The sequence below is a fragment of the Polaribacter sp. OB-PA-B3 genome, from assembly GCF_054589375.1.
Genome location: NZ_BAAIIX010000004.1, coordinates 37,838 through 54,400 on the forward strand (window position 1 = coordinate 37,838; position 16,563 = coordinate 54,400).

At 29.1% G+C, this 16,563-nt stretch carries 11 protein-coding genes; 10 read left to right on the forward strand and 1 reads right to left on the reverse strand.

Annotation, left to right across the window (positions count from 1 at the left end):
* Positions 1 to 9 precede the first annotated feature (9 nt).
* From ACYPV9_RS08865 to ACYPV9_RS08875, 3 genes are all read left to right on the forward strand, one after another.
* Entirely contained in the window at positions 10 to 2,823 is a 2,814-nt protein-coding gene (locus ACYPV9_RS08865; protein WP_459743090.1) for a gluzincin family metallopeptidase, read from the forward strand.
* Between the two features lie 278 nt (positions 2,824 to 3,101).
* The gene (locus ACYPV9_RS08870; protein WP_459743092.1) at positions 3,102 to 5,555 is read left to right on the forward strand and encodes an alpha-ketoacid dehydrogenase subunit alpha/beta; all 2,454 of its coding nucleotides are present in this window, start codon (positions 3,102 to 3,104) and stop codon (positions 5,553 to 5,555) included.
* Between the two features lie 134 nt (positions 5,556 to 5,689).
* Positions 5,690 to 8,128, forward strand: coding sequence for a zinc-dependent metalloprotease (locus ACYPV9_RS08875; protein ID WP_459743093.1), 2,439 nt, complete (start codon positions 5,690 to 5,692; stop codon positions 8,126 to 8,128).
* A gap of 1 nt (position 8,129) precedes the next feature.
* Here the strand turns inward: ACYPV9_RS08875 and ACYPV9_RS08880 are convergent, their stop codons facing one another.
* Entirely contained in the window at positions 8,130 to 9,404 is a 1,275-nt protein-coding gene (locus tag ACYPV9_RS08880; protein ID WP_459743095.1) for a DUF2851 family protein, read from the reverse strand.
* A 117-nt stretch (positions 9,405 to 9,521) separates the two neighbouring features.
* On the opposite strand from ACYPV9_RS08880, the gene ACYPV9_RS08885 reads away from it, so the two are divergent.
* The 7 genes from ACYPV9_RS08885 (at position 9,522) to lepB (ending at position 16,563) form a co-directional block, all read left to right on the forward strand.
* A complete protein-coding gene (locus ACYPV9_RS08885) occupies positions 9,522 to 10,154 on the forward strand; it encodes an NAD(P)H-dependent oxidoreductase (protein ID WP_459743097.1) in 633 nt (210 codons plus the stop codon).
* A 27-nt stretch (positions 10,155 to 10,181) separates the two neighbouring features.
* Complete coding sequence (locus ACYPV9_RS08890; protein WP_459743099.1) at positions 10,182 to 11,642, forward strand: aminoacyl-histidine dipeptidase; 1,461 nt, start codon at positions 10,182 to 10,184, stop codon at positions 11,640 to 11,642.
* Positions 11,643 to 11,835: 193 nt separating this feature from the next.
* The gene (locus ACYPV9_RS08895; RefSeq protein WP_077808806.1) at positions 11,836 to 12,600 is read left to right on the forward strand and encodes a ParA family protein; all 765 of its coding nucleotides are present in this window, start codon (positions 11,836 to 11,838) and stop codon (positions 12,598 to 12,600) included.
* A 1-nt stretch (position 12,601) separates the two neighbouring features.
* Positions 12,602 to 13,489: a ParB/RepB/Spo0J family partition protein gene (locus ACYPV9_RS08900; protein WP_299065411.1), complete on the forward strand. Its 888-nt coding sequence runs from the start codon at positions 12,602 to 12,604 to the stop codon at positions 13,487 to 13,489.
* Positions 13,490 to 14,071 (forward strand): DUF5683 domain-containing protein, encoded by a 582-nt coding sequence (locus ACYPV9_RS08905; RefSeq protein WP_299065408.1) that lies wholly within the window; start codon positions 13,490 to 13,492, stop codon positions 14,069 to 14,071.
* 2 nt (positions 14,072 to 14,073) lie between these two features.
* Positions 14,074 to 14,775 (forward strand): 4-hydroxy-tetrahydrodipicolinate reductase, encoded by a 702-nt coding sequence (gene dapB / locus ACYPV9_RS08910; RefSeq protein WP_459743102.1) that lies wholly within the window; start codon positions 14,074 to 14,076, stop codon positions 14,773 to 14,775.
* Between the two features lie 84 nt (positions 14,776 to 14,859).
* On the forward strand, positions 14,860 to 16,563 hold the full coding sequence (lepB, locus tag ACYPV9_RS08915) for a signal peptidase I (protein ID WP_459743104.1): 1,704 nt from the start codon (positions 14,860 to 14,862) through the stop codon (positions 16,561 to 16,563).

A 16,563-nucleotide genomic window follows, 5' to 3' on the forward strand; every position in this document is an offset into this window, starting at 1 on the left:
TCTTAATTATTGAAAAAACAAGTTTATATACTATTTTTCATACTACTTTATAGTGGCTTTAACTTAGCACAACAAAATGCTATTAATGTTAAGGCCACTTTAAACGTAGAAGACGATAAATTGTTAATTCAACAAGAAATCATTTACACAAACACCTCTAATCAAGAGTTAAACCATATTTTCCTTCATAATTGGGGTAACAGTTTTAAAGATAGAAAAACACCACTTTCCAAACGTTTTATTCAAGATTTTAGAAAAGACTTATATTTTGCTAATAAAAAAGATATTGGTTTCTCAGAAATCAAAAACATCACAATAAACTTTAATAACATTGTTTATAAAGAGCTAGAAAGCAAACAAGATATTTTACAATTATTTTTAAACAAACCTTTAAAACCAAAAGAAACTACTAAAATTAATGTTACCTATATTTTAAAAATTACAAACTCTAAATTTACTGGTTACGGTAAATACAATAACGGATACAGATTAAGATACTGGTATTTAACTCCTGCAATTTACAAAGATGGTTGGCAGATAATGAGTAATTTAAATCTTAACGATTTATTTGAAGATTATACCACTTTTAACATTCAATTTAAATTACCCAATTATCTAAACATAACAAGTAGTTTAAAACAGCAGAAAACTAATACCGCAGAAGTTTATTCTACTTACAAGCTTTATGGTAAAAACCAAAAAGATGTTATTTTAGACATCCAAAGAAAAAATACCTTTAAAAAATTTTATACAGATAGCCATGAAATTCAAACTGATATTTTACAAGATGATTTCAACAAAAATCTAACTGAAGTAATTTTAAATAGAGAATTAAACTTTTTAACTTCGTATTTAGGAGTTTTACCAACTGATAAAATTTTTATTGATGAAGTAATACGAAAGCAAAACCCTATCTATGGATTAACACAATTACCAAGTTTTATAAGACCTTTTTCTGATGTTTTTAAACAAGACCTAACCTTATTTAAAGTTTTATCAAAAAAATATTTACAACAAACTTTACTAATTAATGAAAGGAAAGATTATTGGTTAATAGATGGTTTGCAAAATTATTTAATGATAGAATATGTAAATAAATATTATCCTGAAATTAAACTTTTAGGTAAAGCTTCAAATTCTTGGTTTTTAAAAAGGTTTAATATTTCTAAACTTCAGTTTAATGAAAAATACCCTTTTGTATATCAATTTACTGCAAGACAATTTTTAGATCAAGCCCTAAATACTCCGGCAGATTCTTTATCTAATTTTAATAGAAGAATAGTAAGCAAATACAAAGCTGGTTTAGGTTTTACTTACCTTAAAGGATTTTTAGGTGAAAAGATTTTAAATTCGAGCATTAAAGAATTTTATCAGAATAACAAGCTTAACGTTACGAACGATTCAGATTTTAAAGAAATTCTTACCAAAAATACCTCAAAAGATGTTTCTTGGTTTTTTAAAGACTTTATTAAAACAAATAAAAAAATAGATTACACTATTGATAAAGTCTCAGAAACAAAAGATAGCTTAAAAGTTACGCTAAAAAACAAAAGAAATATTACTGCTCCTATTGCTTTATACGGTATAAAAAATAAAGAAATTAAATATAAAGAATGGTTTACTAACATATCTGATACGCTATCTACCACATTACCAAAGGGTAAATTTGATCAAATTGCATTGAACTACGAAAATATTTATCCAGAATACAATACACTTGACAATTATTACAACATCAAAAGAAAACTATTTAACAAACCTTTAAAATTCTCTTTAATTAAAGACGTTAAAGCACCAAATTACAATCAGATTTTTTATCAACCTAGTTTTGGATATAATTTTTACGACGGATTAATTTTGGGTGTAAAATTACACAACAAACCAATCATAAAAAGAAATTTAGAATTTAAAATTTCTCCGGGATACGCTACTAGAAGTAAAATGATTAATGGTTCTTTTTCTGTAGCGTACAACCAGTTTTTTGAAGAAACAGATATTTATAAAATTACTTATGGTATTGCAGGAAACACCCTACAGTATGCACCAGAATTATCTTATAGTTCTTTAATACCTTATGTAGATATTCAATTTAAAAGAAAGTCTTTAAGAGATGCTAGTACAGAGAATTTAAGAGCAAAAATTGTACATATAAATAAAGAAATTTCTCCTTTAGAAACCAAAACAGATCAAGACAACTATAACGTTTTTAGTTTAAGCTACAACTACATTAATCCTGATATTATTAATGAAACTAGATATAGCTTTACTGGTGAAGTTGCTAAAAATTTCTCTAAAATCTCTGCAGATTTTAGATTTAGAAAATTAACAACCTCAGACACACAATTAGATTTTAGAGTTTTTGCGGGTGCTTTTTTTCATAATAAATCTGAAGGAGATTACTTTAGTTTTGGTTTAGATAGAGCTAATGACTATTTATTTGAGTTAAATTATTATGGTAGATCAGAAGACTCTGGTATATTTAGCCAACAATTCATTATCACAGAAGGTGGTTTTAAATCTGTTTTACCAACAAGGTTTGCCAATCAATATATGTTATCCCTAAACTCTAGTATTGGTTTATGGAGATGGGTAGAATTTTATAATGATGTTGCTTTCCTTAAAAATAAAAACCAATATTTATTTTTTGGTTATGAAAACGGAATCCGATTAAATTTTATTCATAATATTTTCGAAATTTATTTACCATTATACTCTAACAACGGTTGGGAAGTTTCACAAGAAGCATATCCTCAAAAAATTAGATTTACTTTTACCGGAGATTTGGGGTCTATTTACAATTTCTTTAGACGAGGATTTTTATAAAAACCAGCTCTAACTTCTTCTAATTTTAAGACAACTTTAACATAGCACTTTTCTTTACATAAGCATTAATCAATGTTTAATAAAATTTTATAATATTCATTAAAAATCTACATTTAGTTCTATTTCATAGAGATTTTTAAAATAAATGTATAAAATTTAATTATTCGTAAAATTTTAAACTAAAAACATTAATTTGTTGATAAATTACTAAATAAATAAGAAATTTTTAAATATCAACTAAAATGACTACTTTTGCAAAAGTATAATTCAAGAAAAATATGGCTCAGAAAACACTTACTCAAGATACAAAAGAACTTTCTTTTAAAGATTTTAAAGCAGAGGTCTTAAACGACTATAAAATTGCTAAAATTAGTAGAGAATGTAGTTTACTTGGTCGAAGAGAAGTTTTAACTGGTAAAGCTAAATTCGGAATTTTTGGAGACGGTAAAGAAGTACCACAATTGGCATTAGCAAAAGCCTTTAAAAAAGGAGATTTTAGATCTGGATATTACAGAGATCAAACTTTTATGATGGCAATAGGAGAGTTAACTGCACAACAATTTTTTGCAGGGTTATATGCGCATACAGATATCGAAATAGAACCAATGTCTGCTGGTAGACAAATGGGTGGTCATTTTGCAACACATAGTTTAAATGAAGATGGAAGTTGGAAAAACTTAACAGAACAGTATAATTCTAGTTCAGACATTTCTCCAACAGCTGGTCAAATGCCTCGTCTATTAGGTTTAGCCCAAGCTTCTAAAATCTATAGAAATGAAAAAAGTGTTCAAAATAAAACTAATTTTTCTAAGAATGGTAATGAAATTGCCTGGGGAACAATAGGTAATGCAAGTACTAGCGAAGGTTTATTTTTCGAAACAATTAACGCAGCTGGTGTTTTACAAGTACCAATGGTTATGAGTGTTTGGGATGATGAATACGGAATTTCTGTTCACGCAAAACACCAAACAACAAAAGAAAGTATTTCTGAAATCTTAAAAGGTTTTCAAAGAGATAATAATGCCAATGGTTACGAGATATTTGTTGTAAATGGTTGGGATTACGTAAAGTTAATCGACACATATAATAAAGCAGCCAAAATTTCTAGAGAAGAGCATGTACCTGTATTAATTCACGTTAAAGAATTAACACAACCACAAGGGCACTCTACATCGGGTTCTCATGAAAGATACAAAGGAAAAGAAAGATTACAGTGGGAAAAAGAACACGACTGTATAGCTAAAATGAGAAAATGGATTTTAGATTTTGAATTAGAAACAGAAAACGGAGAAACATTACGTTTTGTCGATTCAGAAGCCGATTTAATCATTTTAGAAAAAGAAGCAAAAAAAACAGTTACCACTGCAAAAAGAAATGCTTGGAACGCTTATAACAACGAACTAATAGGAGAAGTAAAAATTGCTTCGAGCTTACTCGAAAGAGTAGCTAAAAAAAGCAAAAACAGTGCTTTTATTACAAAACTTAAAAACGATTTAGAAAAATTAGTAGAACCAATTAGAAAAGATATTTTAATTGCAACTAGAAAAACACTTCGTTATATAAAAGATGAAGAATTTTCTGAGAAAATAGAACTTCAAAACTTTATTAAAAAAACTATTGATGCAGCAGCTTATAAATATTCTTCTTATCTGTATAGCGAAAGCAATCACAGTGCTTTAAATGTAAGCGCTAAAAAACCAGTTTATGCTCAAAAACAAAACTTGGTAGATGCAAGAATTGTAATGAGAGATAATTTTGATGCAATTTTAAAGAAACATCCAGAAGTTGTAATTTTTGGTGAAGATGCAGGTTTTATTGGTGATGTAAATCAAGGATTAGAAGGTTTACAAGAAAAATACGGTGATATTAGAATTTCTGATACAGGAATTAGAGAAGCTACAATTATAGGACAAGGTATTGGATTAGCAATGCGTGGTTTAAGACCAATTGCAGAAATACAATATTTAGATTACTTACTGTATGCTTTACAAATAATGAGTGATGATTTAGCAACATTACATTACAGAAGTTTTGGCAAACAAAAAGCACCATTAATTATTAGAACTCGTGGTCATAGATTAGAAGGTATATGGCATGCAGGCTCACCAATGGGCGGAATTATAAATAACATTAGAGGAATGCATGTTTTGGTACCTAGAAACATGACTAAAGCTGCTGGTTTTTATAATACTTTATTAGAAGGAGATGAACCTGCTTTAGTTGTAGAGTGTTTAAACGGTTATAGATTAAAAGAAGAATTACCAATTAATTTAGCTGAATTTAAAACACCAATTGGTTATGTAGAGACCGTTAAAGAAGGTACAGATATTACTGTTGTTTCTTATGGATCTACTTTAAGAATTGTTCAAGAAACAGCTATAGAATTACAACAAGTTGGAATTAATATTGAAATTATAGATGCACAAAGTTTATTGCCATTTGATTTAAATTCTGATTGTGTTAAAAGTCTTGCTAAAACAAATAAATTATTAGTTGTTGATGAAGATGTACCAGGTGGAGCATCTGCATATATTTTGCAAGAAATTTTAGAGAAACAAAACGGATATCAATATTTAGACAGTAAACCTGCTACATTAGCATCTAAACCACATAGACCTGCTTATGGTACAGACGGAGACTACTTCTCTAAACCTTCTGCAGAAGATATTTTCGAGAAGATTTATGATATTATGCACGAATCAAATCCCGAAAAATTTAAAAGCTTATACTAGAAATATTTTATTTATAAGATTTATTAGAACCTCAAAAAAATACTGTTTTTTGAGGTTTTTTTTTAACAGAAATATAAGAATCTACTACAGCTAATTTTAATAATTTAGTAGACTTATTAATTAACCAATCTATCATGAAAAAAATAATTTTATTTTCATTAGTCACTTCTCTCCTATTCACATCAGACTTATTTAGTCAAAGTGGTAGAATTAAATTAAAGAAGAAAAATAAAACTGAAAAAAACACAGAAACCAAAGCTCCTAAAAAAAGTAAAACTCCTAAATATTCAGACTTTGTAAAAAAAAGCACAAAGACTGATGATGGTTTATTTAAAGTACATGAAAATAAAGATAAATTTCTTTATGAAATTCCTAATTCTTATTTAGGTAAAGAAATGTTATTAGTAACCAGAATTAAAGAAATTCCTGCTAATTTAGGTGGCGGTTATGTAAATGCTGGTTCTAAAATTAACACACAAGTTATTGTTTGGGAAAAATATAAAAACAAAATCTTATTAAAAGTAAAATCTTATAACGCTATTGCAGAAGATAATTTACCTATTTACAAATCTGTAAGAGCAAACAATCTAGAACCAGTAATTTATGCTTTTGATGTGAAATCTCAAAATATAGATTCTACAGCAGTTTTAGTAGACGTTACCAAGTTTTTCTCTACAGATGTTAAAGCTATTTCTGGCTTACCATCAAGTTACAGAAGAAACTACAAAGTAAGAAGATTAGATGCTTCTAGAAGTTTTATCAGTAGTATTAAAAGTTACCCAAAAAATATAGAAGTAATTCAAGATTTTACATTTGATGCAGATGCACCACCAAGTAATAGAAACACAAATACGATTTCTATGCGAATTAATCAATCAATGATCTTATTACCAGAAAAGCCAATGATGTCTAGAATTTACGACAAAAGAGTTGGTTATTTTACAATTGGTAATGTAGATTATAGTTCTGAAGCTTTAAAGGCAGACAGTAAAAGATATATAAGAAGATGGAGATTAGAGCCAAAGGATGAAGCGGCTTACAATAGAGGTGAATTGGTAGAACCAATTAAACCGATTGTTTATTACTTAGATCCTGCAACGCCAGAAAAACTAAGAAAATATATAAAACAAGGTGTAGATGATTGGCAAAAAGTTTTTGAAACTGCTGGTTTTAAAAATGCAATTATGGCAAAAATGCCTCCAACAAAAGAAGAAGATCCAGAATTTAGTATGGAAGATATTCGTTATTCTTCTATTAGATACGTGGCAAGTACAACAAGAAACGCAACAGGACCAAGTGTTTCTGACCCAAGATCTGGTGAAATTTTAGAAAGCGATATTATTTGGTACCACAATCATTTACGTTCTTATAGAAATAGATACTTATTAGAAACTGGTGCGGCAAACCCTTCGGCTAGAACTTTAGACACACCAGATGAAGAAATTGGGGACATGATGCGCATGGTAATTGCTCATGAAGTTGGTCATGCTTTAGGATTACCTCATAACATGGCTGCTAGTTATGCTTATCCAACAGATTCTTTAAGGTCTGGTGATTTTACTCAAAAAAACGGAATTGCAGCAACAATTATGGATTATGCAAGGTATAATTACGTTGCGCAACCTGGTGATAAAAACATACGTTTTATTAGACAACTTGGGCCTTACGATCATTATGCTATTAATTGGGGTTATAGAAAAATACCAAATGCTACTTCACCAGAACAAGAAGTTAAAACTTTAGATAAATGGATTGAAGAAAAAGGAAATGACCCAATTTATAGATTTGGTGGGCAACGTTTTGATCCATCTGCGCAAACGGAAGGAATTGGTAACAATCAAGTTAAATCTAGCACATATGGTGTAAAAAACTTAAAAATTGTTGCAAAAAACTTACCTAATTGGACATCTAATCAAACAAATAATTATGAAGATTTAAATGAATTATACGGTGAATTATTAAGTGTTTGGGGACGTTATGTTGGCCATGTTACTGGTAATATTGGTGGAGTTTACGAATTCAATAAAAAACCATCTCAAAAAGGAGCTATTTATGTACCAGTTTCTAAAAACGTTCAAAAAGAATCTATAAATTGGTTAATAAATAACGTCTTTAAAACTCAGAATTGGTTACTTGATAAAAACATTCTAAACAAAATAGACGAAACTGGTTACACAGAAAAGCTAGGTCGTTATCAAGACAGAAATCTAGCAACATTATTAAATTATAGAACTTTAGAAAGAATGATTGAAGCAGAGGTTATTCAAGATGATTTCTATCCTGCATCAGACATGATAAGCGATTTACGTAAAGGAATATTTTCTGAAGCTAAAAGCACTAAAAACGTAGACTTACAAAGAAGAAAGCTTCAAAAATCTTTCATTAAAAGATTAGGTATATTAATGAATGATAAATCTGCTACAAGTACAGATATCTCTTCAATTGTTAGAGGAGAATTAACAACATTAAAATATCAGTTAAACACTGCTAGTAAAAGAGCTATAAATAAAATATCTAAGTATCATTACAAAGATTTAATTGTAAACATTAACAACATTTTAGATCCAAAGTAATCTAACTTTTACTTAAAACATTTTTACCTATTGCGCATTCTAAACATCGTTTTAATGCGCAATAGTTGTTTTTAAGCTCTAATAAAGCTTGTGAGTCGAATGCATTTTCAGAAGAAACTTTTAACTCTGTAAACTTAGAAATAATACTGTTTTTTTCTGATTTAATTTCCCTTAAAATTTCTAAATAAGTTTCTTCATTTACTTCACCTCTACCCTTATGGTACATAAACTTTAAAGGTATTATTGTATTTATAATTAATAAATCTATAAATGATTTGGTAAGACGTTTAGGTGATTTCTTAGAAACTGATTCAAAATTATAGTGCGTTTGCCAAAAATCATTTATTTCTATTTTAAATAAATCATAAAAGTCTTTGAGCTTATTGGATTCAATAATTTTAGAAAACAAATTTTTCTCTTTAGAAAATAATGCCACTAGTTGCGCAATTCTTATTGTAGGGAAATTATTAGGGCGCATTCTAAAAAAAGAAAACTGATTATTTAACATTGGTTTTAGTTTAAATTTATGTTTTATAAAACCATACTCTTCTTTTAAAAGCATATAATAGTTATGCTGAATACCTTCCTCTAAAAATCCCGCTTGACCAAAAAGTAAGGCAGAAAACTGTGTAGAATTTGAACTTACTTTTTTTACTACCGAAAAATCAATTGATTTTGCGAGAGCCAAAAACGCATCTCCATTAATTTTTAATCCGAAGTTTTTAGCTAATAACTGAAATAAAACTGCTTCAAAGTTATTTTGCTCAAGTTCTAAAAGTATTTTAATTTCTGATGATTTCCTTTCTAATCTCTCAAAAAATAGACGTTCTTTCCAATTATTAAAAGTAAAATAATCTACCTGTGTAAAACTTTTCTCACAAGGAATCCAGTTTTTTGGAGAAAACAATAAATTCTTATAATTCTTTAAAAGATTTTTATCTACAAAAGGTTTAAGTACCAATGTAGGTATCGCCTTATTATTTTTCATGTAAATTAAAGTATCGTTCTCCCAAACAACATGTAAAATTACTGCATCATAATTCGTATCAACTTCATGGTTATGCATATACCAATCTGATGATTTTAAATGAATCTCTACATTTCCTACCCAAGTTTGGTCATCAATCTTTATCTGTGCATTTAGAAAATCTGGTCCTGCATTTTGATTATGTAAACCTGTTTTAAGAATCGAGAGTGTTTCATTATTTATTGTGCACAGTTTTACGCTAGAAAATATTTTATATTTCCAGACATAATGAAGAAAATCTTCATTCATAGTTTTTTATTTAAATGTACAAAAAAATTGATACTTCTATAGATTTATATAATTAGGCAATTTTATTTAAGCAATTTTAATGTCATATTTTTGTTAAATAAAATCAGCTTAATACAAATGAATATTATAGATAAATTAAAATGGCGTTATGCTGTAAAAAAGTTTGACGCTAATAGAAAACTAACAGAAGAACAAGTAAATACTCTAAAAGAAGCTTTTAATTTAACAGCTACTTCTTATGGTTTACAACCTATAAAATTAGTTGTAATTCATAATAAAGAAGTTCAAGAAAAACTACTTCCTTACTCTTTTAATCAACAGCAAATTACACAAGCCTCTCACCTTTTTGTCATTTGTATACAAGACAATTACACAACAAAAGAAGTTACAGAATATTTTAACTTAGTAAAAAAAATAAGAAATACACCAGATGAAATTTTAAATCCTTTTAAAGATTTTTTAACGGCAGAGATTCAGAAAAAAACACAAGAAGAATTGTCTATTTCTAATAAAAACCAAGCTTACATTGCTTTAGGAAATTTACTAACCGTATGTGCAAGTTTAGATATAGACTCTTGTCCTATGGAAGGTTTTATTCCTTCTAAATATGATGAAGTTTTAGCATTAGAAAACCATAATCTAAAATCTGTTTTAGTACTTCCTGTTGGTTTTAGAGCCGATGACGATTATATGAAAGATTTATCAAAAGTTAGGAAAAATCTAACAGAAAGTGTTATCGAAATCTCGTAAATTTACACTTTAAATTAAAACATTTTTATGAGCACAGAAGTTAGAAATTTAGCACCAAAAGAAGTTTGGAATATGTTTGCAGACCTTAACGCTGTTCCGCGTCCTTCAAAAAAAGAAGAACGTGTTATACAGTTTATGGTAGATTTTGGTAAAAAACTAAATTTAGAAACATTTGTAGATAAAGTTGGTAATGTAATTATCAATAAAAAAGCTACCAAAGGTTTAGAAGACAGAAAAACAGTGGTTTTACAAAGTCACTTAGATATGGTGCACCAAAAAAATGCAGCAACTAATTTTGACTTTGATTCTGAAGGAATTAAAATGATTGTTGACGGAGATTGGGTAAAAGCAGATGGCACAACACTTGGCGCAGATAATGGTTTAGGTGTTGCAGCAATAATGGCTATTTTAGCCTCTACAGAAATTGAACATCCAACTATTGAAGCGCTATTTACAATTGACGAAGAAACCGGAATGACTGGCGCAATGGGTTTAGAAGGCAATATTTTAAAAGGTGATATTCTATTAAATTTAGACACAGAAGAAGATGATGAAATAGGAATGGGTTGTGCTGGTGGCGTAGATATTACCGCGACAAGAACATACAAAGAAGAAGAAGTACCAGAAAACTCAAATGCCTTTTCTATCACTGTAAATGGTTTAAATGGCGGACATTCTGGTATGGATATTATTAAAGGTTTGGGAAATGCCAATAAAATAATGAACCGTTTGTTATTTGACGGATTTACTAATTATGGTTTAAGAATATCTGAAATAAATGGTGGTAGCTTAAGAAACGCTATACCAAGAGAAAGTTTTGCTATTATTACTGTTGATGCAATTTCTAAAGAAGCTTTTTTATTTGAAAGCAACTTATTAGTAAGTAACATAAAAAAAGAATTTGCAACTTTAGAACCAAATTTAAACATAGAAATATCTGAAACTAAAAACCCTGAAAAGGTAATGGAATTGGGCGTGCAAGAAGGTTTTATAAAATCAATTTACACAGCTTTAAACGGAGTTTACAGAATGAGTCCGGATATTGAGGGCTTGGTAGAAACCTCTAATAACATCGCTAAAGTAGTTGCAAAAGACGGCAATATTAAAATTAGTTGTTTAACAAGGTCTTCATCGGAAACCAATAAATTAGATTTAGCAAATTCATTAAAATCTGCTTTTGAACTATCTGGCTTTACTGTTGATTTTTCTGGAGAATATCCTGGATGGCAACCGAACGTAAATTCTGAAATTTTAGATATAGTTTCTAATTTATATGAAGAAATACATAAAGAAAAAGCAAATGTTGCAGCTTGTCACGCTGGTTTAGAGTGTGGCATTTTAGGACAAAATTATCCAGAAATTGATATGGTTTCTTTTGGACCAACAATTAGAGGCGCACATTCACCAGATGAACGCGCAAGCATCTCATCAACACAAAAATTCTGGAACTTTTTAATTGAAATATTAAAAAATATACCAAAAAAATAGCAGTTGTTTTTTAGTAAAAAGCCGAAGGATTCCTTCGGTTTTTTATGATATCAATTTGTGTAAAAAGAAAATAAAAATAAATTTAATTTACTGATTATCAGTTTTTTAAAATTTTATTCATTTGTTAACATCTTTCACTTCTAAAAATCATAAAAAAATGTAATTTTACATTTAGATAAATCTATTTATTTTCATGGGTAAAATTATTGCAATAGCAAATCAAAAAGGTGGTGTTGGTAAAACAACAACAAGTGTAAATCTAGCAGCTTCTTTAGGTGTTTTAGAGAAAAAAGTTCTATTGATTGATGCAGATCCTCAAGCAAATGCTTCTTCTGGTTTAGGTATAGATGTAGAAACTGTAGAAGGCGGAACCTATCATGTTTTAGAGCACACTTTATCGGCTAAAGACGCAATTATTAAAACAGATTCTCCTAATGTAGACATCATTCCGGCGCATATAGATTTAGTTGCTATTGAAATAGAACTTGTAGATAAACAAGAAAGAGAATACATGTTAAAAAAATCGTTAGAAGAAATTAAAGACGATTATGATTATATTTTAATAGATTGTGCCCCATCTTTAGGTTTAATTACATTAAACTCTTTAGTTGCTGCAAACTCTGTAATTATACCAATTCAATGTGAATATTTTGCATTAGAAGGTTTGGGTAAATTGTTAAACACTGTAAAAAGTGTTCAAAATATACACAACCCAAGTTTAGATATAGAAGGTTTATTATTAACCATGTTCGATGCTCGTTTAAGATTATCGAATCAAGTAGTTGATGAAGTTAGAAAACATTTTTCTTCTATGGTTTTTGATACAATTATTAGAAGAAATACTCGTTTGGGAGAAGCACCAAGTTATGGTGAAAGCATTATTGCTTATGATGCAACAAGTAAAGGAGCCGTAAATTATTTAAATTTAGCTCAAGAATTATTAAAAAAGAATTCGTAAGATGGCAAAAGCGACTAAGAAACAAGCACTAGGAAGAGGATTATCTGCTTTATTACAACAAGATACACCAAATATAAATTCTGCATCAGATAAAAATGCAGACAAATTAGTTGGTAGTATTATTGAAATAGAATTAGATAAAATTGATGTTAATCCGTATCAACCTAGAACATATTTCGATGAAGAAGCTTTAAGAGAACTTGCTAGTTCTATTAAAGAATTAGGTGTTATACAGCCAATTACTGTTAGAAAATTAGAAAGTAATAAATTTCAGTTAGTTTCGGGTGAAAGAAGATTTAGAGCTTCTAAGCTAATAGGTAATAAAACTGTACCAGCTTATATTAGACTAGCAAATGACCAAGAAATGCTAGAAATGGCATTGGTAGAAAATATTCAGCGTAAAAACTTAGACCCAATAGAAGTTGCACTTTCTTACCAACGTTTAATTGACGAAATTCAATTAACACAAGAAGAATTAAGTACAAGAGTTGGTAAAAAAAGGTCTACGGTAACAAACTATTTACGTTTGCTAAAATTAGACCCAATATTACAAACAGGTATGAGAGATGGTTTTATCTCTATGGGCCATGGTAGAGCAATGATTAATGTTGATAATACAGAAGATCAGTTAGCTATTTATGAAAAAATTTTAAGAGAAAAACTTTCTGTAAGACAAACAGAAGATTTAGTAAAAAGCTTAAAATCTGGATCTATTGCTAAGCCTAAGAAAAAAACTGTACCAACTTTTGTAAAAAATAGCTTAAAAGATATTAGCGATTATTTTGGTCATAAAGTTGATGTTTCTGTGAGTGCAAACGGAAAAGGAAAAATTTCAATACCGTTTCATTCTGAAGAAGATTTTAACCGAATAAAAAACTTATTAAAATAAGTGATTTCAAAAAAAATTATAATAACCATTTCTGTTTTGTTTTTTTCTTTTCATCTTTTTGCTCAAAAAGATTCAACAAAGGTTAAGACAAAACAGAACCTTATTATACAAGAAGGTGTTTATAAACCTTTAGCACCAGCTAAAGCTGCTTTTTATTCTGCAATTTTTCCTGGTTTGGGTCAAATTTATAATAAAAAATACTGGAAAGCACCATTAGTTTGGGGCGCTATGGCAACACCTACTTACTTTTATTTAAATAACAACAGCGAATATAAACGATACAGAACCGCTTATAAACTTAGAAAATCTGGTTTTCAGGATGAGTTTACCAATGACTTAGGAGAAGTTACGGTATCTCTAGAAACGCTAGAAAGAGCACAAGAACAATTAAGAGAAAATAGAGATTTATCTTTAATGTGGGGTGTAATTATTTATGTATTGCAGATTGTAGAAGCTAGTGTAAATGCACATTTAATACAATTTAATACTGATGATAATTTATCATTTAAACCTTCATTTGTTCAAGATCCTATTTTATTTGATGCTCCTAAAGTTGGTTTTACACTAAAATATACTTTTTAAAAATGAAAATTGCATTATTAGGCTACGGAAGAATGGGTAAGGAAATTGAAAAAATTGCAATTTCTAGAGGACATGAAATCGTTATAAAAAAAGATGTCGATACAGAGATAGATATAACTTTAGCAGATGTAGCTATAGATTTTAGTATACCTAATTCTGCTTTTAACAATATTTCTAATTGTTTTGAAAATAAAGTACCTGTTATATCTGGTACAACTGGTTGGTTAGACAAATACAACGATGCTGTTAGGTTATGTGAAGAAAAAAAAGGCGCTTTTATTTATGCTTCTAACTTTAGTTTGGGTGTAAATATCTTTTTTGAACTAAACAAACAACTAGCTAAAATGATGAGTAATTTAGAAGATTACAATATTTCTATGGAAGAAATTCATCATACAAAAAAATTAGACGCACCAAGCGGAACAGCAATTACTTTAGCAGAAGGAATTATAGAAAATTCTTCTAAAAAAGATTGGGAATTAGACAATAATACATCCGAAGAAAACATTCCTATTGTTGCTAAAAGAATTCCAGAAGTTCCTGGTACACATACGGTTTGGTACAATTCTAAAGTAGATTCAATTGAAATTAAACACACTGCACATAGTAGACAAGGTTTTGCTTTAGGTGCCGTAGTAGCAGCAGAATGGATTCTTGGTAAAACAGGTGTTTTTAACATGAAAGACGTGTTAAACATCAGTTAAAATCTGTAACAAAATTGATTATTATCGCCTAATAAAAAATTAAAATACATTCCTTTATCTAAAGGATTTTAAAATATAATTATTATGACTTTTACCCAATGGTTTATCTTTTTTCTAGTAATACAAGTAATTCATTTTTTAGGAACTTGGAAATTATATGTAAAAGCAGGCAGAAAAGCGTGGGAAGCTGCAGTACCCGTTTATAACGGAATTGTATTAATGCAAATAATAAACAGACCTAAATGGTGGGTTCTTTTACTATTTATTCCTATTGTAAACTTACTAATGTTTCCTGTAATTTGGATTGAGACGATTCGTTCTTTTGGTTTTTTCAAAAAAATTGATTCGTTTTTAGTAATTGTAACTCTAGGTCTTTACATTTTTTATATTAATTATGCTACAGATGCAACTTATAACGAAGATAGAAGCCTTAAACCAAGGTCTGAATTAGGAGAATGGGTAAGTTCTATAACTTTTGCAATTATTGCCGCAACTCTTGTGCATACCTATTTTATGCAACCTTTTACAATACCTACATCTTCATTAGAAAAATCTTTATTGGTTGGAGATTATTTATTTGTAAGTAAATTTCATTACGGAGCAAGAGTTCCATCTACAGTTATAGCTGCACCAATGGTGCACGATTCTTTACCTTTAGTTGGTACTGCTTCATATTTAAAAAAACCACAACTACCTTACACAAGACTACCTGGTTTACAAAGTATTAAAAACAACGATATCGTTTGTTTTAATTGGCCAACAGATTCATTAGCTACAATGTGGGGAGATACTTCTGGTAAATTTACCTATAAACCGGTAGATAAAAAAACAAATTATGTAAAACGAGCAGTTGGTATTGCTGGTGATTCTCTAGAATTAAGAGATGGTTATGTTTATATAAATGGGAAAAAAAATGTACTTCCGTATAGAGCCAAAATACAATTTTATTATACCTATGAAGCAAAAAATGATATAGACGCAAATAGTTTTCCTAAGTTTCTAATTAAAAAAGAAAAGACTGGTGTATACAGAATATTATCAGAATACTGGAATAATTCTAAAATACAAAAGGCAATTAAAGAAAATGGAAACCTATCTAAAATTGGTGCCGATTCTTTATATACAGAAGTTGCGGGTGGTATAAATCCTAATTTCGCGAGAAGACTTAAAATGGAATCTGTAGCAAATAAAATAAATATTAATTTAACACAAGACGAAGTTGAAAGGCTTAGAAAGCTACCTCAAACTGTTGCTGTTACAAAAATTAATTATGATGCAGATAATGCCATTTTTCCTCATGTAGAAAGCAACAATTGGAGTCAAGATAACTTCGGACCAATTTATATACCAAAAGCAGGTGCTACTGTAAAATTAGATGCAAAATCTTTACCTTACTACGAACAAATCATTAAAAATTACGAAAATAACGACTTAACTTTTGCTGGAGATGATATTTTTATCAACGGTAAAAAAGCAGATACGTACACTTTTAAACAAGATTACTACTGGTTAATGGGTGATAATAGACATAACTCTTTAGACGCTCGTTATTGGGGTTATGTTCCTTTTGATCATGTTTTAGGTAAACCTGTAATGATTTGGTGGAGTTGGGATGCCAATGCTGCAAGCTTTGGAGAAAAAATTAAATCTATTAGATGGAATAGGTTGTTTACAACTGTTGGTGGAGATGGAGAACCAGTATCTTATAGGTATTTAGTCTTTGCTTTAATTGCAATATACATTGGTTACAGTTATTTTAAAGGGAAGAAAAAAGCTGCTAAAAAGTAA

Excerpts from the sequence above, each read along its gene's own strand:
- dapB (WP_459743102.1), top strand. The coding sequence starts at position 14,074 with ATGAAAATTGCATTATTAGGCTACGGAAGAATGGGTAAGGAAATTGAA.
- ACYPV9_RS08885 (WP_459743097.1), top strand. The coding sequence starts at position 9,522 with ATGAATATTATAGATAAATTAAAATGGCGTTATGCTGTAAAAAAGTTT.
- ACYPV9_RS08890 (WP_459743099.1), top strand. The coding sequence starts at position 10,182 with ATGAGCACAGAAGTTAGAAATTTAGCACCAAAAGAAGTTTGGAATATG.
- ACYPV9_RS08880 (WP_459743095.1), bottom strand. The coding sequence starts at position 9,404 with ATGAATGAAGATTTTCTTCATTATGTCTGGAAATATAAAATATTTTCT.
- lepB (WP_459743104.1), top strand. The coding sequence starts at position 14,860 with ATGACTTTTACCCAATGGTTTATCTTTTTTCTAGTAATACAAGTAATT.
- ACYPV9_RS08895 (WP_077808806.1), top strand. The coding sequence starts at position 11,836 with ATGGGTAAAATTATTGCAATAGCAAATCAAAAAGGTGGTGTTGGTAAA.
- ACYPV9_RS08875 (WP_459743093.1), top strand. The coding sequence starts at position 5,690 with ATGAAAAAAATAATTTTATTTTCATTAGTCACTTCTCTCCTATTCACA.
- ACYPV9_RS08900 (WP_299065411.1), top strand. The coding sequence starts at position 12,602 with ATGGCAAAAGCGACTAAGAAACAAGCACTAGGAAGAGGATTATCTGCT.
- ACYPV9_RS08870 (WP_459743092.1), top strand. The coding sequence starts at position 3,102 with ATGGCTCAGAAAACACTTACTCAAGATACAAAAGAACTTTCTTTTAAA.